We start from the raw sequence: 22,748 nt of genomic DNA, 5'->3' as shown, positions 1-22,748 counted from the left end.
GGCCACCATGGACCGTCGCCGCTTCCTTCGTACCCTGCTCAGCAGCAGTGCCTGTCTGGCCCTGGGCACCACCGCGCTGCGCAGCGCTCCCGCCTTCGCCGGCGACCCGGCGCGGTTCGCGCAGGGCATGCAGGAACACCCGTGGCTGCTCGGCTGGCGCAGCGTCGGCAGCGAAAGCCTCGGCCCGGCCACCGTGCAGTTGCAGGGAAAGCTGCCGTCAGGCCTGGCTGGCACGCTGTACCGCAACGGTCCGGCGTGGACCGAGCGCGATGGCTTCCGCTACGACCACTGGTTCGACGGCGACGGCATGGTGCATGGCTGGCGCTTCAATGGTGATGGCAGCCTGACCCATCACGGGCGCATGGTCGCCACGCCGAAATTCACCCGTGAACAGAAGGCCGGCCGCTTCCAGTATCCGGCCGCCGGCACCAGCGTTCCCGGTGCGCTGGCGGTACGCAACAACGATGATGCCAACGTGGCCAACACCTCGGTGACGATGATCAATGGCCGCCTGTTCGCCCTGTGCGAATCCGGTTCGGCGTTCGAAGTGGACCCGGATTCGCTGCAGACGCTTGGCCCTGTCACCTGGCGTCCGGACCTGGCGGCGCTGCCGTTCTCGGCGCACCCGCTGGCCGACCGCGACGGCAGCCTCTGGAACTTCGGCTCGATCAGCCTGATGGGGGGCCATGGCCTGCTGGTCTGGCACATCGGTGCGGACGGCCAGCTGCGCAGCGCCAATGTGATCGAAACACCCGAGCATGGCTACCTGCATGCCTTCGCGATGACCGACCAGCACCTGGTGTTCGTGATGATGCCGTTCGATTTCACCGGCGCAGGTGGCAGCTTCTTCGAGCGCATGCAGTTCGCACCGCAGCGTCCGGTGCGCATCGCGGTGGTCGCCAAGGATGCGCCGGACAAGGCGCAATGGTTCGAGGCCCCGTTCGCGGCGATCTACCACTTCGGCGACGCGTTCACCCGCGATGGCGGCATCGTGCTGCGCGCAGTGCGCCACGACGACATCAATGAGGCGCGCTCGCCGATGAAGGAAGCGATGGCCGGTGATGGCGCACACGCGGCCAACAGTGGCGCCAGCCTGGTCGAGCTGCATCTGGACCTGCGTCGTGGACAGGCCCGCTGGCAGACGTTGGGCATCAGCGCCGTGGAGTTCCCGTTGTTCGACCCGCGCTCGGCGAACACACGTGGCGCACGGCTGTATGCGCCGACAATCGACGGCACGGCCACTGCGCCGTACTTCAACGCGGTGGCCGCGTTCGAGATCGAGCACGGGCGCCGCCAACTCTGGAACTACGGCGCGGACATCATGGCCGAAGAGCATGTGTTCGTACCGCGCCCGGGCAGCCGCAACGCCGATGACGGCTGGCTGATCGGCACCCTGCTCGATCCGGTGAACCAGCGCAGCGGTCTGGCCGTGCTGGATGCGCGCCATGTGGATGACGGTCCGCTGGCCCAGGCGTGGCTGCCGTATGCGGTGCCACTGGGCTTCCACGGCACCTTCGCCGCGCGCGGCTGAGTCCACGCCACGCGGACAGCGTTGTTGGCATGCTGGGTCTCCCCTGCCCCGTGGAGTCCTGCATGTCCCTGGCCGACCACCGACGTACGCTGGCACCGCACGGTTTCCTGCGCGTGGCGATCAACCTGGGCAACCCGGTGCTGGCACAGGGCGACGCGCGCTCACCGCGCGGCCCCTCGCTGGAACTGGCTACCGCGTTGGCGCAACGGATGGGGGTGCAGGCACGCTTCACCTGCCACGGTGCCGCAGCCTCGGTGGTCGCCGCAGCGGGCGAAGACGGCTGGGATCTGGCCTTCCTGGCGATCGATCCGGCGCGTGCCGACCGCATCGCCTTCAGCGCTCCGTATGTGGAGATCGAAGGCACTTACCTGGTGCGCGAAGACAGCCCGGCGCAGCAAGTGGCCGACCTCGACCGCGACGGACTGCGCATCGCGGTGGGGCGTGGCGCGGCCTATGACCTGTTCCTGAGCCGGGAACTGCGCCATGCCACGATCGAGCGGGCGGACACCTCGGCAGCGGCCATCGCCCTGTTCGACCAGCACGGCCTGGATGCCGCCGCCGGTGTACGCCAGCCGCTGGCGGCCTGGGCGAAGGCACATCCCGGCCATCGGGTGCTGGCCGATCGCTTCACCGCGATCCAGCAGGCAGTGGCGGCACCGGCCTCACGCCCCGCCGATGCGCTGCGGGCGCTGTTTGAGGAAGTGGAAGCGATCAAGGCGGGCCCGTTGCTGGAGGAAGCGTTCGCGCGTGCCGGGCAGGCGGTCACCCTGGTGCAGTGACTGTAGAGTCGAGATCGAGCACCGCGCGGCGTTACAGATGCGCGTCCGCCATGTGCTGCACATGCTCGGCGGCCTGCGCATGCAGCCAGTCGCGGAACGCGAGGAAGCCGCGATGGCTGGCCGAGCGCTGCGGGTACACCAGCCAATGCGGCCACGCCGTCTTCAGGCGCTGGCTGGACAGCGCGACCAGCTGGCCGGATTCCAGCAGCAGGCGTGCCCGGGTCACCCGGCCAAGGGCCACGCCTACGCCATCCAGTGCGGCGCGATGGTGCGCCTCCGAATCATCCAGCACCGCCACGAAGCGCGATGGCGGGCTCTGCCCGCTCAACGCGAACCAGGCGCCCCACGCGCCGTCGGGATCACCGAGCAGCGGCCACTGGGTCAGCGGTACACGGTCGATGCCCCCCATGCGCTCGATCAGCGCGGGGCTCGCCATCGGCACCAGCCACTCGTCGAACAGCGGTTCCACCACCAGGCCCGGCCATTGCCCGCTGCCCAGCCGCAGCGCGGCGTCGAACTGGCGCTGCCGCTCGAAATCAATCAGGCGCTCACTCGACTGCAGGTTGATCTCGATCTGCGGGTGCTCAGCCACGAAGTGACCCAGGCGCGGCACCAGCCAGGCCGATGCCATCGATGGCACCGCACTGATCGTCAGCACGTGCTCGGCACGCGCGGCATAGGGCTGGAAGGCTTCGTTTATCGCATCCAGATGCGGCCCCACCTGCTCGAGCAGGCGCTGCCCCTCAAGGGTAAGGGTGATACCACGCGGCTGGCGGATCAGCAGCGGCTGCCCGAGCCGTTCTTCCAGCTGCCTCATCTGGTGGCTGAGCGCGCTGACGGTCAGGTTCATCGACGCCGCCGCGCGCGACAGGTTGCCAAGCCGAGCGGCAGCCACGAAGCCTTGGAGGGCATGGAGCGGAGGGCGGGACATAAGGCTTGAAATTCTCTCAAGTCATGCTTGCGGAAATGTCGCTTTTTGCCCGTCCATGCTGCTCGTATCGTGCAATCCACTCAAGTGGAGGCACGCTCATGAACATCTTCGGCGGCTTGTTGTTCCTGCAGGGCCACGTGGCCAGCGCCGAGCTGGCACGCCAGCTGGCCAGCCCGTCCACACCTGCCCCGCAGTGCGCGCGGCAACCGGCCGTGCCGGTTCAGCCGCCGCGAACCCGTTGAACGCTCCTCAACCTGCATACCAGCGTTGGACGTGCTCAGGCAGCCATGGGATCGGATCGATGTCCAATGCCCGACAACCGTCGAGGGTGTCACGCAGCGCGCCCTCGCCGGGGCCACCGGGAATCCGCAGGCCTTCCTCTTCGGGAAGCTGCACCGCAGCCCAGTCGTGCAGCCGGTCCATGCGCAGGCGAAGGGCGGCTCGCAGCCACCCCTTCAGTGGATAGCAGCGATAGCCCTGTTCGCCCAGGCCGGCAACCGCAAGCGACAAAGCGTGGTTGGCACCACGTACCCATTCGGTGCGGCCTCCAGCCTTGTCCTGGACCGTCATCGGCGCCGGCGCGCGGTGCGCCTTGAACGGCGAACGCAGCTGCAGCTCCAGATCCCGCGCATCGCGCTCGCTTTCCGCTTCCACCAGCGCACCGGCGTCGAGATCGAAGAACTCGAACCAACGCCGGTGCAATGCGCTGATGCGCCCAAGCGGATCACGTGAGAAACCAATCTTCGCGTAGTCTTCCCACGCACAGGGGAAGACGTAGGCGAAGACACGACCGTCAATGCGGATATCCGACTGCATGTGCGCAGGCTGCCTCGACAACAGCCCGCGTGCAACCGGGCGTTACCGTGGACGCTGCAGCGCTTCCTGCACTGCGGTAGCCACGTCGGTATTGTCGGTGTAGCTGCCGTCGTTCCAGCGCACGTGCTGACGGTAGCCGGCATCGACGCCCCGCACGCGCTTGCCCAGCAGCTCCGCGCCGGCGCCCCTGGCCCACAGCGGCACCAGCGCGTTGGAGTGGTTGCCGGTGGGGCGGAAGCTGATTCCGGGCATGCGGCCGCGACCGTTGTTGCGTACCGGCGCGAAAGCCACGTCCTGTGCATCCGGGCCCATCGGCATGCTGTTGTCGTGGTCGGTGGTGACGATCAACAGGTTGCGCTCCCAGCCACCGTTGCGCTCGATCCAGTCGACCACCGCCGCCACCGCGTCATTGAACTCCACGGTCTCTTCGATCAGCCGGCCATACTGCGGCTGATCGCTGCACTGGCCGTAATGCCATTCGGTGCCGCACGCACTGGTATGTGCGGCCCAGTCGGTGGCGCCGCCTTCCACCATCAGGTACAGCCCCTTGGACGAGCGCTGCTGCAGGAACTGCAGTGCGCCACGCGTCATGGTCGCCAGATCGGGCACGCTGTCGATCTTCCTCACTCCCGAGGGCGTGCCTGCATCCTTGCCCAGCACCTGCAGCTGGCGCGCCTGCTGCAGTGTGTTGGCCACGCGCGGTACACCGATCAGCGGCCGGTCGGCCGGCAACCGTCCCTGCGCCAGTGCGGCGAACGCTTCCTTGCTGCGGATCAGGCGCCACGGTCCCGCCGGATTGCCGCCGATGGTGCTGCCCGCTTCCAGCTGCTGCCAATCCTGCTGCGACACCCACTCCCATGGATTCGCACAGCCCTCCGCCTTCGCGGCGTCCGCACCTTCATGGCAGGCGCGGCCGTCGACGCTGTAGCCCGGGCCACCCGTGCCCATCACCAGGTCCATGTGGCCCTGCGCCAGCATCTGGTGTGCGATGGCGTGATAGTTGCTGCGCGATTCGTTCTGCGCCGCGAACGCGGCCGGCGTGGCATGCGCGAACGGCACCGAGGTGACCACGCCGGTGGCCATGCCCAGGCGCTTGGCGCGCAGCGTATTGAACTCGACCGGCTGGCCATCGTTGTTGAAGTTGATGGCGTTGTTGTAGGTCTTGATCCCCGAGGACAGCGCAGTGCCCGCCGCCGCACTGTCGGTAGCCACCGCGGCCAGGTACTGGTAGCCCGCAAAGGGCAGGTCCTGCGCAGGAACCGGCGCGTCATCCCAGGCCTTGCCCGGGTCGTAGCCAAGCGTCTGCGCGTTGTCACCGGTCGGCTGGCTGCTCGCGTTCAACGGAAAGGTGGTCACCGCCAGGCGCAGTGGGAAATCCGCATAGGGTGCGCCTTCACGGCTGCCGTACTGCCAGTAGGCGGCGGCGTCCCAGGTACCCCAGCCGGCACCGTCGTTGATCATCACGATCACATTGAGCGGACCGGCTTCGGCGGTGGAAACAGCCTCGGCGCGCAGGTTGGGCTGGCAGCCGCCAAGTGCGGCCAGCGCGAGCAGCAACGAAAAATGAAGCCAGCGGCGTGGAATGCGTGCAGTCATCGGATGTCCCGTCGGGCCATCGGCGGCCCACAATGGCGATACGTTATATCGTTTCAATATTTCAGCTTCGTGCAGCCGCCGCACACTATCCTCCTGGGTTCCCACTGCCATCGTCGCTTCCATGCCGTCTCCTGCTCCTGCGCGTGCACCGCTGTCGTCCATCACCCTCGATGCGGCAACTTTCGCGGTGATTCACCAGCACAACGCGGATATCGCCAGGCAGCCGGCCTCGCTGACCAAGCTGATGACCGCCTACGCGGCTTACGAATGTGTCGAGGAGCGCGGGCGCTCGTGGGGCGACGAAGTCACCATCGCCGCCGACGACGTGCATGCGGTCGCCGACGATGAAACGCGCATGGGCCTGGTGCCCGGCGAAACGGTCACGCTCGCGCGCCTGCTGGAAGGGTTGATGATCGTCTCCGGCAATGACGCGGCGCTGGCCATCGCGCGCCACCTGGACGGATCGCAGCCTGCGTTCCTGGAGCGCATGAACCGGCACGCACGCCAGCTCGGCCTGCGCAGCAGCTGGTTCGCCAGCGTCTCCGGCATCACCACGCCGCGCCATGCATCCAGCGCGCGCGACATGGCAGTGCTGGCCGCCTGCCTGCTGAATGACCATCCGCAGATACGGGCAATCACCGCGCAGCGCGCGTTCGTGCATGGCAGCTTCAGCCGCAACAACCAGAACGCGTTGCTTGGCGATGACGGCGTGGATGGCTTGAAGACCGGCTACACCCAGGCAGCAGGCTTCTGCCTGGCCGCCACCGCATGCCGGGCAGTGCCCGGGCGGGATCAGCCGGTACGCCTGATCACCGTGGTATTGGGTTCTGAAAGCCGTGACGCGCGCGACGCACTGGTGCGCGATCAGCTGGCGGCAGGATTCGCCAAGATGGCCAGCACCACCGCCGGGGCCTGACGCCCGAAGCCGCTCAACGCCGCTTGACCGTCGCCACGATCAGCCGCTGCAGCTCGGCCTCGGCGTTGGTCTTGTCCAGCGCGCCTGCCGCCACGGCTTCGGACAGGGCTTCAGCCGCACCGAGAATCGCCCAGCGCCCAGCAAGGGGCACCGTGCCATCGGCGGCAAACGGACCCAGCCATACGTCGCAGTTGTCGATGAAGTCCTGCTGGTAACGCCGCCGCACCTCGTGCAGTTCCGGCGCTCCTACCAGCGCGGCGAGGATGCCCTGCACTTCACTGCCCTGGCTGAGGATGCAGTCGATGTAGCCGGAGGCGATGGCCGCCGCACGGTCGGCCAGCTGCGCGCGGGCGCGGCCGATGCGCTCGTGGAATACCACCGTCTGGCGCCCGTCATAGTCATCGTAGAGCGCGGCCAGCAGGCCGTTGCGGGTCACGAAGTGATCGTAGGCCACCGGCTTGGTCACGCCCGCCGCCTCGGCCAGCCGACCCAGCGTCAACGCGTCGGTGCCTTCTTCGCCAACCAGCGCCCAGGCCACGTCCAGCAACTGGCGGGCGCGTTGCTCGCGGGTCAATCGGCGGCGCGTGGGAGCGGCGTTGGCAGGCATCGGCGGAACACGGCGATCAGCGCATCGGGGTGCCTATTTTACGGCCGATCGCCAGCGCGGTCTGCAGATGCGTTCCGGCCGCACCGGTATCGGCATCCAGCAGCAGGTCGGACGTCAGCACGCGCGCGCCGCAGTAGTCGAAGATGCCCATGTCGATCTGCGTCTTCATCGCCGCATCGTAGCCACGACGTTCAACCATCGCTGCATCGGCGCCGCCCAGCCCCACCAGATGCACGTTCAGGCGCTGCAGCTTCTTCACCAGCTTGCCCTGCGCATCCTGTGCGTAGGCCCATTCGTTGGTGAAGACCCGGTCGATCCAGCCCTTCAGCAGTGCCGGGAACGACCACCAGTACAACGGGAACACCAGCACCAGTGCATCGGTCGCCTCCAGCCGTGCGTGCTCGGCGGCGATGTCGGCCGGTACCGCGCCAGTGCTGCGGAACAAAGCCTGGTCCTGGGCGTTGAAGCGTGGATCGAAGCCTTCGGCCATCAGATCGGCGTAGGCCACGGTGTTGCCGGCGTCGGCAGCAGTGATGGCGTCGCCGATGCGATGCGCCATCGCATGGGTCAGCGAACCGGGTTCAGGGTGGGCGATGACAATGAGGCTGTGCATGGGGGGTCTCCAGAAATCACTCCCTACCGATAGTAAGTAGTGATTTTCGGGATACCAGCGCCATCGATGGGACGCTGTTTTCGCATCCACCGTATAGTGCGGCGGTGCCCTGTGAGACACCCGCCGATGCGCCGATACCTGCTTGTTCCCCTGTTGCTCCTGCTGCTGGCCGCGATGGCCCCGGCGGCGCGGGCCGGCGTACTCAGCGCCGACGAGTCGGCGGCCCTGCGCCAGGACGTGCAGGCGATGATGGGCGCATTCGCCCGCGGCGATGCCGAGCTGATCATCGCCCGCACCCATCCCAGCCTGAAGCGCCTGGCCGGGGGCGATGAGGCCTATGCGCGGATGACCCGCGACACCCTGAAAGAGCTGCGCAAGGCCGGGGTCACCATCATCAGCGACGAGGCCGGTGTGCCGGGCCGCACCTATGCAGCCGGTGATGAAGAAGTCTGCTTCGTGCCACGCCAATCGCTGCTGCGCGTGCGCGAGGCGCCGATGCGCAGCACCTCGTTCATGCTCGCCGTGCGCCGCGTCGGCACAACCCGATGGAGTTTCATTGACGGCGCTGCACTGCTGGACAACCCCGCGCTGCTGCGGCAACTGCTGCCGGCGCTGGAGCCTGGCGTGACGCTGCCCAAGGGCGGGATGCAGGCGCTGTAATCGCAGGCGCATCCATCCACGCATGGCGTGGATCTACTGCCGTCTGCTGGCCTGGGCCAGTGCCGGGGTTTCCGTCAGCGGAACAGGGCGTTCAAGGCCGTGCCCGACGCCGCCTGCTGCAGCCCATCGAAGCGTCCGTCCTGCACGATCGGCTGGGTCGCCTGCATCAGCCCGCCCCACGCGGCACGGGCGAGTGCGCCGCCCAGGCTCACCCGGCGAATGCCGAGCGCGGCAATGTCCTGCAGGCGCAGCGGTGTCGGTCCACCGACCAGCAGGTTCACCGGCTTCGACCCGGCAGCGGCGACCACCGCGCTGATCTGCTCGCGCGTGCTGATGCCAGGTGCATACAGCACGTCGGCACCGGCCTCTGCGTAGGCACGCAGGCGCTGCAGGGTGTCCTGCAGATCCGGCACGCCAACGAAGAAGTTCTCGGCGCGGCCGACCAGCAGCACGTCGCCACCCGCGCGGTCGATGGCTGCACGGGCAGCGCGCAGGCGCTCGACCGCCTGGTCGATCGGACGCAGCGGTGCATCGGCCACGCCGCTGGCATCCTCGATCGACAATGCCGCAATGCCGGTGTCGATCGCCGCGGCCACCGCCTCCTGCACCGCCTGCGGCGTGGCGCCGAAGCCATCACCGAAGTCGGCATTCAACGGCAATGGGGTCGCTGCCGCCATCACGCGCAGATGCGCCAGCGTGGCCTGCAGCGAAACCGCTCCGTCCGGACGTCCTTCGCTCCAAGCGCAGCCGGCACTGGTGGTGGCCAGTGCCTGGAAGCCCTGCCGCTGCAGGTAGCGGGCACTGCCCACATCCCACGGGTTGGGCAGCACGAAGCAACCCTGCGCGTGCAGCTGGCGGAAGAACGCGCGCTTTTGCTGTGTGTCGGCATCGGGCGAGATCATGGAAGGGCTCCGGGCGGCAGACCTGCACCCTAGCCCGCCCAGCGGCCACGCTCAACGACAACGGGGCGCACCTGCATGAGGTGATGCCCCCTGCTTATTGGACGCTGTGGATGCGGGTGCCCGAGCGTGCTTGCCTGCCCACACGATGCCGCCACGGAGCCCTTCATGCACCCGGACCCGCAGACCCTCACCGACGCCGGCGATGATGACGCCCACTGGGCCGACCTGCTGTCGCCGGCGCGGCGCCGCCTGATCGCTTCGGCGGGTCTGGCCGCTGGCGGCCTGGCCAGTGCATCGACGGCCGCCGCAGCACCGCGCGGCAACGACGCGGTGAACACCACCGAGCCTGGCCGCCCCGGCTTCCGTGCCATCGTGCCGCCAGCACCAGAAGGGCGCAGCCCCTGGGGCCAGGCCACGGCCAGCGAACCGACCCCGCGCCCGGCCAGCGTGCGTCCCGGCGAGGCCACCCTGCCCGTGACCCCACGCGCCTACACCGACATCAAGAGCTATCACGCGCACATCTACTTCGACGAGGACAGCTTCGAGAAGGCTGCGCTGCTGCGGCGCTGGGCGGCCGAGCGCTTCCCGGTGGAGCTGGGCAACTGGAACCTGGAACCACGCGGGCCGCACGTCACCCCGTCGTTCTACTTCGGCTTCACCAACGACCTGCTGCCGGTGCTGGTGCCCTGGCTGCAGCTCAACAGCCTGGGCCTGACCATCCTGATCCACCCCAATACCGGTGATGGCCGCGCCGACCACCTGTATTACGCGTTGTGGGTAAACCGCGCGCAGCCGGTGAATGCCTACAACTGGCCGGCACCGAAGCCTGGAGAACGGGAACCGCTGGAAGAGGTGTTTCCGAATGTGGTGCCGACGGTGCCGCTGGAGACGTGAGCGGGGGCGTGGCGGGGGGCAGTAGGTGTGCGGCGCACCTTGGGCTGCCCCTCGGTGGGTGCGTAGCGTGCTACGTACCGAACGTCCTTCATCCACGCATGGCGTGGATCTACCGACCGGAGGCCCATCATCCACCCGTGGCGTGGATCTACTGACCGGTAGCCTCATCCGCGCGTGGCGTGGATCTACCGCAGCACCGCCCATGGCAGCATCAGCCTGCCCATGCCTGCCGCCATCGTCGGCCTACGTGCAAGCATCCCCGCCCTGCGAGCCATTCAGCGCGCCTTGATCCAGGGCCCGCCATACGGCCACAAGCGCTCCGGCAGATTTCAAACGTTCGATTGAAACGCTGCAAACTTCGCCGAACTGGACAGCATCCGCCGGTTCCGCCAGACTGCCGCCCTTTCCCGTCTTCCGGATCCCATGGCGAAGCTGCTGGTCCTGCACGGCCCCAACCTCAACCTGCTCGGCACACGCGAGCCGGAGGTCTACGGCCACACCACGCTGGCCGACATCGACCAGGCCCTGGCCAGCCAGGCATCGGCCGCCGGACATGCGGTGGAGAGCCTGCAGTCCAATGCCGAGCACGTGCTGGTGGACCGCGTGCAGGCCGCACGCGACGACGGAACCGCTTTCATCCTGATCAACCCCGCCGCCTTCACCCACACCTCGGTTGCCCTGCGCGATGCGCTGGCCGCGGTGGCGGTGCCGTTCATCGAGATCCACCTGTCCAACCCGCATACCCGCGAACCGTTCCGCCAGCACAGCTACTTCAGTGACAAGGCGGTGGGCGTGGTGTGCGGCTTCGGTGCCGACAGCTACCGCTACGCGATGGACGCGGCGCTGCTGCGGGTATCCGCCACCTGATTGTCGACCCGGGCGCCCACGGCGCTCTCCTCACCTAGATAGAAACCAAAGAGGCCCTCATGGATCTGCGCAAAATCAAGAAGCTGATCGACCTGCTGGAAGAGTCGAACCTGGCTGAAATCGAAATCAAGGAAGGCGAAGAGTCGGTGCGCCTGTCGCGTGCCCCGGTGGCCGGCTATGCCGCCCCGGTCGCCGCCCCGGTGTACGCCGCTCCGGCCGCCCCGGCACCGCAGGCAATGCCGATGCAGTCGCCGACCGAAGCCTCCACCGGCGGTACCGCCAAGCCGGGCCCGGCACTGCCGGAAGGCCACGTGCTGCGCTCGCCGATGGTCGGCACCTTCTACGCGTCGTCCGCCCCGGACAAGCCGGCCTTCGTCACCGTTGGGCAGCAGGTCAAGGAAGGCGAGACCCTGGCCATCATCGAAGCAATGAAGATGTTCAACCCGATCGAAGCCGACACGTCCGGCACCATCGTCGCCATCCTCGGCGAGAACGGCCAGCCGGTGGAATTCGACCAGCCGCTGTTCGTGATCGGCTGAGGGGCACGCCATGCTCGACAAAGTCGTCATCGCCAACCGAGGGGAGATCGCGCTGCGCATCCTGCGCGCGTGCCACACCCTTGGCATCCGCACGGTGGCCGTGCATTCCACGGTCGACCGCAACCTCAAGCATGTGGCCATGGCCGACGAGTCGGTCTGCATCGGCCCGGCGCCGTCGCCGCAGAGCTACCTCAACATTCCGGCGCTGATTGCCGCCGCTGAAGTCACCGACGCGCAGGCGATCCATCCCGGTTACGGCTTCCTGTCGGAGAACGCCGACTTCGCCGAGCGCGTGGAAGAATCCGGCTTCATCTTCATCGGCCCCAAGGCTGACACCATCCGCATGATGGGCGACAAGGTCGAAGCCATCCGCGCGATGAAGTCGGCCGGCGTGCCGTGTGTGCCCGGTTCGGGCGGCCCGCTGGGCGATGACATCGTCGCCAACACCAAGATCGCCCGTGAGATCGGCTACCCGGTCATCATCAAGGCGGCCGGTGGCGGTGGCGGTCGCGGCATGCGCGTGGTGCATGCCGAGGCCTCGTTGAAGACCTCGATCGAAACCACCAAGAGCGAGGCCAAGGCCGCGTTCGGCAATGGCGAGGTCTACATGGAGAAGTTCCTGGAGAACCCGCGCCACGTGGAAATCCAGGTGCTGGCCGACGGCCAGGGCAACGCCATCCACCTGGGTGAGCGCGACTGCTCGATGCAGCGCCGCCACCAGAAGGTGGTGGAAGAAGCGCCGGCACCGGGCATCACCGCCGAACAGCGCGAGCAGATCGGCAAGGTATGCACCGAAGCCTGCATCCGCATCGGCTACCGTGGCGCGGGCACGTTCGAGTTCCTGTACGAGGACGGCCGCTTCTACTTCATCGAAATGAACACCCGCATCCAGGTGGAACATCCGGTCACCGAAATGGTCACCGGCATCGACCTGGTGGCCGAGCAGCTGAAGATCGCCGCTGGCCAGAAGCTGTCGATCAAGCAGAGCGACGTGGTACTGACCGGCCACGCGATCGAGTGCCGCATCAACGCCGAAGATGCTGAGACCTTCGTGCCGAGCCCGGGCACCATCACCGGCTTCCATCCGCCGGGCGGCCCCGGCGTGCGCGTGGATACCCACATCTACAGTGGCTACCGCGTGCCGTCGAATTACGACTCGATGATCGGCAAGCTGATCGTGCACGGCCCGGACCGCGAAACTGCCATCGCCCGCATGCGGGTGGCGCTGAGCGAGATGGTGGTCGACGGCATCAAGACCAACATCGCCCTGCAGCAGCGGATCATGCGCGACAAGGGCTTCCAGGCCGGTGGCCAGAACATTCACTACCTGGAAAAGCGTCTTGCCGAGCGCAAGAACAAGCCGATCGCACTGACCTGATCGGCAGCAGGTACTGGACATGAAAAGGGCGGGGATATCCCCGCCCTTTTTCTATTGCCGTAGAGCCGAGCGTGGGCTCGGCTCTGTAGCAGGTGCATCAGCGCTTGTCGGCAGCTTCGGCCGGGATCTGCGAATTCGCCAGCGGGCGAACACCATTGGGCGAGCTCGGGTCGACGATCACCATCGTCTCGGTGGACCCATCGGGCCACACCACCTGAAAGGTACTGCCTGCCGGCAACGAAGCAAACGGCATGCCGCTCTGCGCGCGATAGACCGCAGCGACCTGGCTGGCACCCACGCGGCGCACATCTTCCTGCGCCTTCACCGTGGTCAGTTCCACTTTCGACAGATGCCGGTAACGATCTTCATAGGTGTCGATCATCAACAGCCCGACCGCGCCGGCCGAATAGGCCACGAACAGTGCCACCCAGAACCAGAACTTGGCCCCATGCAGGAATCGACGGTAGTTCATTGCCCGCCCCTCTTTCCAACCAATCGCTTGATCCACTGCTTCATTTTCCCCGCACCTTGCCGCGAAACCGCAGCGTCATACACGAAATCCCGGAAATCCTGCGTCCCATCCTGCGAACAGATCCCTCCATTCGCGCAAAAACTGTTGACCAGCACGCTGTCGGCACCACACGGTAGACCGAGCTCGCAGGCCGCAACCCGCCACGCCAGTTCACTGAGCTGTTCACCCGCCACCAGGCCAGTGAGCGCCTGGTCGCCCGCCGCGCGCACGCCCATGCCCGGTGCAATGGCCATGAAGGCCTCCGGATCGCGCGATGTGCGCACCCGCTCGACCAGGTTACGGCGGTACTCGGGGCTGTCATTCAGCGGCTCGCCTTCGGCAAACAGCGATGCTTCCGCTGCGAGGTTGCCCTGCGTGGCCGCCTTGCGGCGCTCGGCCAGCACCAGCGCGGACCCCAGCTTGTCGCCCGGCACGAAGCCGCCACAGCGCTGCGCCACGCGCTCGCGTGCCTGCACCATCGCCGGTGCAGCGGTCAGGCCCAGCCCGGCCAGCACATTGTTGTCCAACCGATAACCGCCCGGATCGATGGCGTACTGCGCGCAGTAGTCGTAGACCCGGCTGAGCATCCAGCGCGCCTCGTGATTGCCGTCGTCGGCCTGCACGCGCAGGCGCTGCGCGTAGGCGTACAGATCGGTGGCATCCTCGATGTCCGCGCGCAGGTCCAGCGGCAGGCCCGAAGGCAGCGCGTTGCCGCGCTCGAACGCCGCCAGGCGACGCGCCAACGCTTCCGGCACGACCGGCAGGGGCGCCGCATCGTCCGCCGCAACCTGCGCCGTCGGCAGTTCGCCTGCGGTCACCGGTACCGACCCGGCATGGCCGCTGGCCCGATACCCGGCCACGCCCAGCACGGCCACCGCCGGCAGCACGAGCAACCAGGTTTTCAGGGTCGGAGCAAAGGCCATTGGCGGCAGTGAGCGTTCATGGCGCACAGGAAAGCACCAAGTTTAGCAAGGCCCGCCAGGCCTGTCTGAATCGGTTCCGTTCATCTCCGAGCGGCATCTCAGGCAATACGGAGACGCTCCGATGGTCTAGCATGGCCCCCTTTCCCGCGATTGCCCCCACCGCCATGCCGTTCCTGGAACTGACCCTGCGTTGCACCGAAGCTACCCAGCCCCGCTATGAGAATGCGCTGGAGGATGTCGGCGCACTGGCCGTCACGCTGCTTGATGCCGAGGCCGATACCAGCAACGAACAGGCCATTCTCGAGCCGGGCGTGGGCGAGACCCCGCTATGGGACACCCTGGTGCTGAGCGCGCTGTTTCCCGCCGACAGCAACGCATTGCTGCTGCTGGCCGCGCTGGAGGCGTTCGACCCGGAACTTGACTGGAGCAGCGGCAGTTTCCGCGCGGTCGAGGACGAGGACTGGGAACGCGCCTGGCTGGACCAGTTCCAGCCGATGGCTTTCGGCAGCCGCACCTGGATCGTGCCGTGGAACCATGAACTGCCGGAGGCCGCACAGGCGGCCGACGCCGCCGTGGTGCGGCTGGACCCGGGCCTGGCGTTCGGCTCGGGCACCCACCCGACCACCGCGCTCTGCCTGCGCTGGCTGGACCAGCTGGCCGTGGATGGCCTGCTGCAGGGCCAGCGCGTGCTCGACTTCGGCTGCGGCTCCGGCATCCTTGCGCTTGCCGCGCTGAAGCTGGGCGCCGCTGAGGCCATCGGCGTGGACAACGATCCGCAGGCCCTGGTCGCCACCGCCGACAATGCCGAGCGCAACGGCGAACTGGCGCGCATGCACGTGTACCTGCCGCCGGACGAACCGGTCGCCACCTACCCGATCGTGGTCGCCAACATCCTCGCCTCGGCACTGGACGCGTTGGCCGAGCTGCTGGCCGCGCGCGTGGCTGCCGGCGGCCGCATCGCCCTGTCCGGCATCCTGCACGGCCAGGAAGGTGAACTGCTGCAGCGCTATGCCGAATGGTTCGACGACCTGCAGGCGACGCAGGATGGCGACTGGATGCGCATCACCGGCGTGCGCCGCGCCTGATCGTGGTTGAATGACTGCTGGACCCGAGCCCGCACCCTGAGCATGTCCGAGCCGAACCCACCGCGACGCCCTCTGGCAACCTTCCTGCGCACCGCCCCGGAAGGTTCGCCCGTGCCTGCGACCGATGCGCGCACGCAGGAACCGGAAGAACACGCGTCGCCTGCCATGCAGGTGCCAGCCGGGCCCGCCGAAGCGGCGCATGTGGCGGCGGAGATGCAGCACGACGATGCGCCTGTCATCGTTGATGACATTGCGGCCATCGCGTCGGCACCGGTTGCAGTGCCGGCGACGACGGCCGCCGTTGACGCGCCGAGTTTCCTTGGCAGTGCGCGCCCCCGCAGCCTGCCGGCACCGCGCTGGCACTGGCTGCTGGTTGCAGGGCTGGCGCTGCTGCTGGTGCTGCAGAGCGTGCTGGCCGACCGTGCGCGGCTGGCCGCCGACGCCGGCAACCGTGCTTGGCTGGGCACGCTCTGCGGCCTCCTGCGCTGCAGCCTGCCGGCCTGGCATGAACCGACCGCCTTCACCATGACCAGCCGCGAGATCCGGCCGCTGCCCGGGCAGGCCGGCGTGCTGCAGGTGCAGGCCAGCATCCGCAACGACGCACGCTGGGCACAGGCCTGGCCGGACCTGCGCCTGTCACTGTCCGATGCTGATGGCCGGGTGATCGGCAGCGGTGTGTTCACGCCTGCGCAGTACCTGGGCGAGAACCCCGGCGCGGCCCTGCTGGAACCGGGCCAGAGCGCGCGCGTCGCCTTCCGTGTGCAGGAGCCCGCCGCATCCACCGTCGCATTCACCTTCGACTTCCTCTGAACGTGAAAAGGCGACCGGCCGTGGCAGGCCGGGCACGCTCGCGCTAGACTGGCCGCCACCACCTCGTCCGGCCGCGCGCACCGCGCGCACGGGCCCACCGAATCGGGAACCCCCTTGAACGCTGTCCTCTCTCGTCCTGACAACAGTCGTGGCGCTCCCCGGCCACCGCTGCGTGAACATGTCGCCCAATCCGTGCGCCGTTACCTGCGTGACCTCGATGGCTGCGACGCGGACGATGTCTACGAGATCGTGCTGCGCGAGATGGAGATCCCGCTGTTCGTGGAAGTGCTCAACCACTGCGAAGGCAACCAGAGCCGCGCCGCCGCGATGCTGGGCATCCACCGTGCCACCCTGCGCAAGAAGCTGAAGGAATACGGCATCAGCGCGTAAACGCGCACGGGTAGTGCCGGCCGCTGGCCGGCAACCCCACGAACGGTGGCAGGATGTTGCAGTTGCCGGCCAGCGGCCGGCACTACCGGTAGATCCGCCCCATGCGTGGATGGAAGCCGGCAGAATCAACCGCCGCCGCCCGCCTTCCAGTAATACCGCACCACGTGGAAGAACACCGGCGCGGCGAAGCACACCGAATCCAGCCGGTCGAGCATGCCGCCATGGCCCTCGATCATGTGGCCCCAGTCCTTGATGCCCCGGTCACGCTTGATCGCCGACATCACCAGGCCGCCCCAGAACCCCATCAGGTTGATCAGCAGCGACAGGCCGAACGCCTGCAGCGGCGTGAACGGGGTGATCCACCACAGCGCCGCGCCCAGTGCGCTGGCACTCAGCACGCCGCCGACGAAGCCCTCCACCGTCTTCGACGGCGACAGCTTCGGCGCGATCAGGTGCTTGCCCAACAACTTGCCCCAGATGTACTGCAGCACGTCCGAGGACTGCACCACGATCACCAGGAAAGCAAACAGCAGCACGTTGCGCGAGGGGTCATGGCCCGGCACGTGCAGGTTCAGCAGCAGCGGCACGTGCGAGATGCAGAACACGCAGATCATCAGCCCCCACTGCACCTTCGCCGTGCGCTCCAGGTAGTGCGTGGTATCGCCGCCGATGGTCGACAGGATCGGCAGGAACAGGAACGCGTAGACCGGAATCAGCAGCGTGTACATGCCGTACCAGTCGATCCACACCAGGTAGTACTGCCACGGCAGCACGATGTAGAACGCGGCCAGCAGCGCGTAGTAATCGCCTGAGCGGGTCGGCGCCAGGGTGATGAACTCGCGCAGTGCGAACAGCGAGATGATCGCGAACAGCACGATCACCCCGGCGCGGCCGAAGAACAGCGCCAGCCCGACCACGATCGCCATTACCCACCACGCGCGGATGCGCGACACCAGGTTGGCGATGACCGCGCTGGGCCGGCCGCGCTGGCGCCATCGCAGCGTTTCGGCCACCAACGTGGCCAGTACCAGCACCGCACCGACGCCAGCGAACAGCAGGCCGGTCTGCTGGCCCACGCTCTGCGCTGCCAGGTCGCCGGACACATCGATCAGGAAACTCATGCGCGCCCCCCGTTCGGCGCCAGGTCCAGCAGCGCCTGCCGGCTGCGGGCCAGGAAGGCCGCCTTGTCCTCGTCGGCCTGCAGCCGCAGCGGCGTACCGAAGGTGGCCGTGCACAGCAGCGGCAGCGGCAGGAACCGGCCCTTGGGCATCACCCGCTTCAGGTTGTCGATCCACACCGGCACGAATTCCAGCTCCGGCCGTTGCCGTGCCAGGTGATAGATGCCGCTCTTGAACGGCAGCAGCGGCTCATCGCCCACGTTGCGGGTACCTTCCGGAAACAGGATCAGCGAGCAGTCTTCGTCCACCGCGTCACGCAGGGCCTGCAGCGGATCCTGCTGGCGATGGCCGGCCTCGCGCTCGACCAGCACGCCGTTGAACACCGCATCGATCAGGTAGCGACGCAGGCCGTCGCGCTGCCAGTATTCGGCCGCGGCAACTGGCCGCACCTGGCGCCGCAACGCAGGCGGCATCGACGACCAGATCAGCACGAAGTCGCCATGGCTGGCGTGGTTGCCGTAGTACACACGGCGCTCGCTGGACGGCGCGCAACCGATCCACAGCGCGCGTGCGCCGGTCACTACATGGATCGCACCACTGCAGGCGCGGGCAATCAGTTCGGCGAACATTGGTCCCTCCCGTTCACGTCTGCGGCCACAACACGGCCAGCACCAGCAGTGCGAACTGCACCGCTGTCAGCAGGTACTGGCGCAGCAGCAGGCGACGCATGCCGACCCAGCGCGCGTCCCAGCCCCGCAGGGGCGCCTCGGGCGACGCGCGGCGCAGGCCGCTGTCCTGCAGCAGCTGATCAGTGCGGCGCGCGGCGGCATCGCCGTCCATACGCTCATCGCGCAGCAGCTGCAGCAGGCTGGCGTCCAGCGCAACCCGCCACGCGTGGTACGTCTGGGCCACCCCTGCAGACATGCTGGCCAGCAGCAACCCTGCAGCGATCATCGCCAGGCCCGGCTCGGTGCCGAGCAGCAGCAATGCCACCAGCAGCAGCCCCAGCGACAGGCATGCCGGCCAACGCCCCTGCCGCAGCAGCAGCTGCATGGTCGCCAGATCGGGAACCGTGCTCATGCGCGCACTCCTGCCGCGTCGGTGATGGCACGCAGATGGGCCGTACCCAGCACGATGCCAGGGCGCGCAGCACGCACGATCGCCACCGCCGCGTCCGCATCGGCCGCACGACCACTGCGCAGCAGCCAGGTGGCCACGCTGGCGGCGCTGCGCGAATAGCCCAGCGCGCAGCACACCAGCAACGGGCCGTGCGCATGCAGGCGCTCGATGGCCTCGGCTGCTTCGCACAGCTGTTCCGGTGCAGGGACCACCAGGTCCAGCATCGGCACGCTGGCATACGCGGCGCCCTGCGCGCGACAGGACAGCTCGGCGCAGGCATCGACCACGCCCATCAGGGGGGCCGGCAATGCCTCAGAGGGAATGCGCCCCAGCCACACACCGTCCATCACCGGCACCGGCTGCGGCGCACGCCGCGTCCACAGCCGCGAGTTGATCCAGGCAGCGCCCAGGTACGGTGCCAGCAGCCATCGCGCGGCCATCGTCAGGCGGCCATCGGCGCGCTTCTGGAACACCGCTGTACCCAGCCCGGCATAGGCCAGCGCCACCAGCAGCAACGACGCCACCGGCCACAGCAGCCACAACGCGGCGCCACGCAGAAGCACCACCGGCACCAGCAATACGGCGGCCCCCAGCAGGTACAACGCTGCCAATCGCCAACGCCTCTCATCACGCGCGGTGTGCCAGGCCCGCAATGGTGGCGTGCCCTGCTCCGGCCACAGCCAGACGCACAGCCAACCGGCCAGCAGGCCGGTCGGGATATCGATGAAATGGTGCTGGAACGTGGTCAGCACCGAGACGCCGATCAGCAGTGCCCACACATGCAGTAGCCCGCGCCACGCGCCATGCAGGTACTGCGCGAACTTCACCCACAGCACGATCAACAACACGATGTGCAGCGACGGCGCCTGGTTGAACGGCTTGTCGAAGCCCAGCAGCACATCGAACAGCCAGCCGAACACACCGCCGATCTCCGGACGCTCGAAGCTGAAACGCAGCGGCCACAGCAGGAAGCAGGCCACCGCGATGACCTGCGCACTGAACAGCCGCAGCGCGTGCCGGTCCAGCTCCAGCCGTTGCCGGCACAGGAAGAACGAGATCGCGTAGAACAGGTCGATCGACCAGTACGGCACGATCGTCCACGGCACGAACGGGATGCGTGTCTCCCACGCGAACGCCATCACCGGCAGGGTGGCGTGGCGGCCGGCCATCCAGTTGGCGAAGCCGTAGCTTGCGAAGAAGAACGGACCCAGCAGGGCCAGCCACAGCAGGGCGCGCCGCCAGGGGCGCCCCTCCGCGGCCAGCGGGGTTGCGGCGAGCGTCGCCATCACGCGGTCCGGCGCGCCAGCGACACGGTGAAGATGCCGAAGTCGTCGATGCGCTGCGCCACCTTCTCGAAACCGGCCAGGCGCACCAGCTCATCCATCTCCTGCTGGGTACGGCGGCGCATCACCCACGCCGCGCCACCGCGATGGCTGGTCAGCGCGCGGGCGATGAATTCCAGCTGCGGGTGCCAGGGTTGGCCGGTGTAAGCCAGGTAGCCGCCCACCGGCACCGTTGCGGCGATACCCTGCAGCGAGCGCAGCACGGCGTCGTTGTCGGGGAACAGCTCGTACAGGCCCGAGACCACCGCCAGTGTCGGTGCTGGATCGACCTTGGCCAGTTGCGCCGGATCGAACGCATCGCCCTGCTCGAAGCGGGCGATGTCGGCCGCACCAAGGCGCTCGATCAACGCTTGGCCCTGGGTCACGTTCAGATCGCTGAAATCACGCAGCACGATACGGTCGGCGCGCTGTTCGCCCTGGCCCAGCGCTTCCAGCACATACCGGCCATGGCCGGCGGCCACGTCCAGCACACGCACCGGCGTGCCCTGCCCCCGCAGGCGCTGGGCAGCGTCGCGCAGCAGTTCCTGCAGGTGCTGGCCGCGCACGCGGATGCCACGCCAGCCGATTGCATCCAGGTAGTTGCGGTCGACCATCCGCCCCAATGGGCCCTTGCCGCGCGCCTCATTCCGGTAGATGTAGTCCAGCGTGCTACCGGAATCGAAACCGGTCAGCAGGCCCAGCGCGATGCCTTCGGACAGCGTGCCGCCGAAGCGCAGGCCGCCACGCACCACGCGCCAGCGCAGGTCGGCCAGGCTGTTGCGCTCCGGTGGCCAGGCCAGGATCTCGGATTCTTCGAAGGTTGGCCCGTGACGGTGCGCGTCGCGCCGTGACAGCTCGCGCAGCGGCTCGGCAAAACGCGCCTGGATGAAGCTGCGGATGCGCGCCAGTGCTGGTGCACGATCGCGCTCGCCCAGCGTGTCGTGGAAGAAGCCCGGCAGATGCACACGCTCCTTGATCGGGCTGGACAGGCGCTCGTAGAAGCGGTCCTGCGGGCCACGGTGCACGACGAAATCCGAGCCGGACACCAGCAGCTGCACCGGTACGCTGATCGCCTGCGCATCGGCCACGATGCGGTCGGCCGCCTCGTACAGGCCCAGCAGCACGCACACCGAAATCGGCCGGGTGATCAGCGGGTCGGTGCGATAGCTTTCCACCCGCGCCGGGTCATGGGTCAGCCACTGCGGCTTGACGTAGCTGTTGACGAAGAAATTGCCGCGCAGCTTCTGCATCAGCGCCAGGCCCGGGCGTGCGAACGGCACGTACAGCTTCACCTTGAACGCCGGCGAAGCCATCACCAGCGCGCGCAGGCGTGGTGCGTAGTCGTGCACCCAGGTGGCGGCGACCACCGCCCCTACGCTCTGCGCGATCACCACGATGTCTTCCACCGCAATGCCGTGCTCGGCGCCGATGTGGGCGATGAAACTGTCCAGATCACGCACCAGCGCCGGGAAGCCCGGTGCATCGCCCCGTGCACCCGGCGAACGGCCATTGCCGCGCGCGTCCCAGGCGAAGAAGGCGGTGTCGGGCAGGTCCAGCTCATCGACCAGGTGGGTGACCCGGCCGGAGTGCTCATGGCCGCGGTGCAGCAGCACGATGGCCTTGGTGGCCGGCGTTGCGGTGGTGCCCGCCCAGTACCGGTAGAACAGCGGTACCTGGTCGAAGCTGTGGAATTCCCGTTCCTGCGCCTGACGCATGCAATCTCCTGATTGTCTTCTTGTATCTGCTTGATTAATTCGGCGAAACCGCTGCTTCCCGCAGTCCCCGACGGACGCGGTTGACCATCGTCAGCACGCACAGCACCGCCATGACCGCGGCCACGCCAGTGACCGTCATCGCGCCAACCCACTCGAACGCCAGCAGCAGGCCCAGCGCACCGATCACGAACGCGCGGTCGCTCTTGCCCATCGGGCCGTCATAGCGGCGGCTGGCCCCGACCATCAGCCCCAGCACCCCGGCGTACTCGCTCAGGGCCGCGGTCCAGGCCAGCAGCCACAGCGCTTCCGGGCGCACGCCCGGCACGCTGAGCAGGCTCAGGTACAGCGCCGCATCGGCAACCACATCGCACAGCTCGTTCAGATAGGCGCCCAGCCGCGACTGCTGGCCGAACTCGCGGGCCAGCATGCCGTCCACGGCGTTGAGCGCCATGCGCAGCAGCATCCACAGTGGCAGCAGCAGGTACAGCAGGGGCTGCGCCGGCGCGCAGCACCACACGGCCGCAGCCACCAGCAGCGAGACCACGGCAGCGGCCATGGTCACCGTGTTGGCGGTGATCCCCCTGCGGTACAGGCCGCGTACGGCCGGACGCAACAGGTCCTGGAAACGTCCCTTCAATGCATAGATCGACATGATCCGTACCCGCTGATCCTTGGCAGTGCGGGCACAGCCTACCCCATCGTTGGCAGATTCCGGCAACCCTGCTC

The 22,748-nt window shown here is 67.8% G+C and carries 26 protein-coding genes; 12 read left to right on the top strand and 14 right to left on the bottom strand.

All coding sequences use genetic code 11. The features are described from left to right. Window positions 1–7 precede the first annotated feature (7 nt). Window positions 8–1,531 (top strand): carotenoid oxygenase family protein, encoded by a 1,524-nt coding sequence (locus tag AC5P8Y_RS11025; RefSeq protein ID WP_049433114.1) that lies wholly within the window; start codon window positions 8–10, stop codon window positions 1,529–1,531. A 62-nt stretch (window positions 1,532–1,593) separates the two neighbouring features. Further along, complete coding sequence (locus AC5P8Y_RS11020; protein ID WP_049433113.1) at window positions 1,594–2,310, top strand: ABC transporter substrate-binding protein; 717 nt, start codon at window positions 1,594–1,596, stop codon at window positions 2,308–2,310. A 31-nt stretch (window positions 2,311–2,341) separates the two neighbouring features. On the opposite strand, the gene AC5P8Y_RS11015 is transcribed toward AC5P8Y_RS11020, so the two are convergent. Continuing rightward, entirely contained in the window at window positions 2,342–3,241 is a 900-nt protein-coding gene (locus tag AC5P8Y_RS11015; RefSeq protein WP_005411241.1) for a LysR substrate-binding domain-containing protein, read from the bottom strand. Between the two features lie 98 nt (window positions 3,242–3,339). On the opposite strand from AC5P8Y_RS11015, the gene AC5P8Y_RS11010 reads away from it, so the two are divergent. Continuing rightward, window positions 3,340–3,483 (top strand): hypothetical protein, encoded by a 144-nt coding sequence (locus tag AC5P8Y_RS11010; RefSeq protein WP_174842251.1) that lies wholly within the window; start codon window positions 3,340–3,342, stop codon window positions 3,481–3,483. 7 nt (window positions 3,484–3,490) lie between these two features. Here the strand turns inward: AC5P8Y_RS11010 and AC5P8Y_RS11005 are convergent, their stop codons facing one another. Together AC5P8Y_RS11005 and AC5P8Y_RS11000 are read right to left on the bottom strand one after the other, a co-directional pair. Next, window positions 3,491–4,057, bottom strand: coding sequence for a GIY-YIG nuclease family protein (locus AC5P8Y_RS11005; RefSeq protein WP_033834050.1), 567 nt, complete (start codon window positions 4,055–4,057; stop codon window positions 3,491–3,493). 42 nt (window positions 4,058–4,099) lie between these two features. Further along, entirely contained in the window at window positions 4,100–5,653 is a 1,554-nt protein-coding gene (locus AC5P8Y_RS11000) for an alkaline phosphatase (protein ID WP_049403537.1), read from the bottom strand. Between the two features lie 121 nt (window positions 5,654–5,774). Between AC5P8Y_RS11000 and AC5P8Y_RS10995 the strand changes: the two genes are divergently transcribed. After that, window positions 5,775–6,569: a D-alanyl-D-alanine carboxypeptidase family protein gene (locus tag AC5P8Y_RS10995; RefSeq protein ID WP_033834052.1), complete on the top strand. Its 795-nt coding sequence runs from the start codon at window positions 5,775–5,777 to the stop codon at window positions 6,567–6,569. 13 nt (window positions 6,570–6,582) lie between these two features. Here AC5P8Y_RS10995 and AC5P8Y_RS10990 read toward each other — a convergent pair whose 3' ends face one another. Continuing rightward, window positions 6,583–7,176, bottom strand: coding sequence for a TetR/AcrR family transcriptional regulator (locus AC5P8Y_RS10990; protein ID WP_005414647.1), 594 nt, complete (start codon window positions 7,174–7,176; stop codon window positions 6,583–6,585). 16 nt (window positions 7,177–7,192) lie between these two features. Then, on the bottom strand, window positions 7,193–7,789 hold the full coding sequence (locus AC5P8Y_RS10985) for an NAD(P)H-dependent oxidoreductase (RefSeq protein ID WP_049403528.1): 597 nt from the start codon (window positions 7,787–7,789) through the stop codon (window positions 7,193–7,195). 126 nt (window positions 7,790–7,915) lie between these two features. Here AC5P8Y_RS10985 and AC5P8Y_RS10980 point away from each other — a divergent pair, with 126 nt between their 5' ends. Continuing rightward, window positions 7,916–8,449, top strand: coding sequence for a hypothetical protein (locus AC5P8Y_RS10980; protein ID WP_033834054.1), 534 nt, complete (start codon window positions 7,916–7,918; stop codon window positions 8,447–8,449). Between the two features lie 74 nt (window positions 8,450–8,523). On the opposite strand, the gene AC5P8Y_RS10975 is transcribed toward AC5P8Y_RS10980, so the two are convergent. Next, entirely contained in the window at window positions 8,524–9,351 is an 828-nt protein-coding gene (locus AC5P8Y_RS10975; RefSeq protein WP_049403527.1) for an isocitrate lyase/PEP mutase family protein, read from the bottom strand. A 165-nt stretch (window positions 9,352–9,516) separates the two neighbouring features. On the opposite strand from AC5P8Y_RS10975, the gene AC5P8Y_RS10970 reads away from it, so the two are divergent. From AC5P8Y_RS10970 to accC, 4 genes are all read left to right on the top strand, one after another. Further along, the gene (locus AC5P8Y_RS10970; RefSeq protein WP_033834056.1) at window positions 9,517–10,245 is read left to right on the top strand and encodes a DOPA 4,5-dioxygenase family protein; all 729 of its coding nucleotides are present in this window, start codon (window positions 9,517–9,519) and stop codon (window positions 10,243–10,245) included. Window positions 10,246–10,668: 423 nt separating this feature from the next. Then, window positions 10,669–11,112, top strand: coding sequence for a type II 3-dehydroquinate dehydratase (gene aroQ / locus AC5P8Y_RS10965; protein WP_005411251.1), 444 nt, complete (start codon window positions 10,669–10,671; stop codon window positions 11,110–11,112). 59 nt (window positions 11,113–11,171) lie between these two features. Next, window positions 11,172–11,651 (top strand): acetyl-CoA carboxylase biotin carboxyl carrier protein, encoded by a 480-nt coding sequence (gene accB / locus AC5P8Y_RS10960; protein WP_005411252.1) that lies wholly within the window; start codon window positions 11,172–11,174, stop codon window positions 11,649–11,651. Between the two features lie 10 nt (window positions 11,652–11,661). Beyond that, the gene (gene accC / locus AC5P8Y_RS10955) at window positions 11,662–13,029 is read left to right on the top strand and encodes an acetyl-CoA carboxylase biotin carboxylase subunit (protein ID WP_049403525.1); all 1,368 of its coding nucleotides are present in this window, start codon (window positions 11,662–11,664) and stop codon (window positions 13,027–13,029) included. A 97-nt stretch (window positions 13,030–13,126) separates the two neighbouring features. Here accC and AC5P8Y_RS10950 read toward each other — a convergent pair whose 3' ends face one another. Beyond that, window positions 13,127–13,501 (bottom strand): hypothetical protein, encoded by a 375-nt coding sequence (locus AC5P8Y_RS10950; RefSeq protein ID WP_005411254.1) that lies wholly within the window; start codon window positions 13,499–13,501, stop codon window positions 13,127–13,129. Further along, window positions 13,498–14,463 carry a hypothetical protein gene (locus AC5P8Y_RS10945; RefSeq protein WP_049403524.1) on the bottom strand — a complete coding sequence of 322 codons (966 nt, stop codon included), beginning with the start codon at window positions 14,461–14,463 and terminating at the stop codon, window positions 13,498–13,500. Before AC5P8Y_RS10945 ends, AC5P8Y_RS10950 begins: the two co-directional genes overlap by 4 nt. A gap of 164 nt (window positions 14,464–14,627) precedes the next feature. Here AC5P8Y_RS10945 and prmA point away from each other — a divergent pair, with 164 nt between their 5' ends. The 3 genes from prmA (at window position 14,628) to fis (ending at window position 16,748) form a co-directional block, all read left to right on the top strand. Further along, entirely contained in the window at window positions 14,628–15,548 is a 921-nt protein-coding gene (prmA, locus tag AC5P8Y_RS10940) for a 50S ribosomal protein L11 methyltransferase (RefSeq protein WP_033834057.1), read from the top strand. Between the two features lie 42 nt (window positions 15,549–15,590). Then, window positions 15,591–16,358, top strand: coding sequence for a DUF3426 domain-containing protein (locus tag AC5P8Y_RS10935; protein WP_033834058.1), 768 nt, complete (start codon window positions 15,591–15,593; stop codon window positions 16,356–16,358). A gap of 114 nt (window positions 16,359–16,472) precedes the next feature. Continuing rightward, on the top strand, window positions 16,473–16,748 hold the full coding sequence (gene fis, locus AC5P8Y_RS10930; RefSeq protein ID WP_005419706.1) for a DNA-binding transcriptional regulator Fis: 276 nt from the start codon (window positions 16,473–16,475) through the stop codon (window positions 16,746–16,748). A gap of 125 nt (window positions 16,749–16,873) precedes the next feature. Here the strand turns inward: fis and AC5P8Y_RS10925 are convergent, their stop codons facing one another. From AC5P8Y_RS10925 to AC5P8Y_RS10900, 6 genes are read right to left on the bottom strand one after another with little or no spacing between them, the layout of a single operon-like run. Then, complete coding sequence (locus tag AC5P8Y_RS10925) at window positions 16,874–17,869, bottom strand: phosphatidate cytidylyltransferase (protein WP_005414654.1); 996 nt, start codon at window positions 17,867–17,869, stop codon at window positions 16,874–16,876. Then, a complete protein-coding gene (locus AC5P8Y_RS10920) occupies window positions 17,866–18,495 on the bottom strand; it encodes a lysophospholipid acyltransferase family protein (protein WP_005411260.1) in 630 nt (209 codons plus the stop codon). The genes AC5P8Y_RS10925 and AC5P8Y_RS10920 overlap by 4 nt, the downstream gene beginning before the upstream one ends. Before the next feature lie 13 nt (window positions 18,496–18,508). Then, a complete protein-coding gene (locus tag AC5P8Y_RS10915; RefSeq protein ID WP_005411261.1) occupies window positions 18,509–18,946 on the bottom strand; it encodes a hypothetical protein in 438 nt (145 codons plus the stop codon). After that, window positions 18,943–20,271 (bottom strand): phosphatase PAP2/dual specificity phosphatase family protein, encoded by a 1,329-nt coding sequence (locus tag AC5P8Y_RS10910; RefSeq protein WP_049403523.1) that lies wholly within the window; start codon window positions 20,269–20,271, stop codon window positions 18,943–18,945. Before AC5P8Y_RS10910 ends, AC5P8Y_RS10915 begins: the two co-directional genes overlap by 4 nt. Then, window positions 20,271–22,022, bottom strand: coding sequence for a bifunctional alpha/beta hydrolase/class I SAM-dependent methyltransferase (locus tag AC5P8Y_RS10905; RefSeq protein WP_049403522.1), 1,752 nt, complete (start codon window positions 22,020–22,022; stop codon window positions 20,271–20,273). The genes AC5P8Y_RS10910 and AC5P8Y_RS10905 overlap by 1 nt, the downstream gene beginning before the upstream one ends. 34 nt (window positions 22,023–22,056) lie before the next feature. After that, window positions 22,057–22,674: a CDP-alcohol phosphatidyltransferase family protein gene (locus AC5P8Y_RS10900; RefSeq protein WP_049403521.1), complete on the bottom strand. Its 618-nt coding sequence runs from the start codon at window positions 22,672–22,674 to the stop codon at window positions 22,057–22,059. Between the last annotated feature and the right edge of the window lie 74 nt (window positions 22,675–22,748).

This window comes from Stenotrophomonas sp. YJH_SMC_12-1 (genome assembly GCF_059370935.1).
The sequence above is the reverse complement of the archived record's forward strand: the minus strand, read 5'-3'. Positions and strand labels throughout refer to the sequence as shown.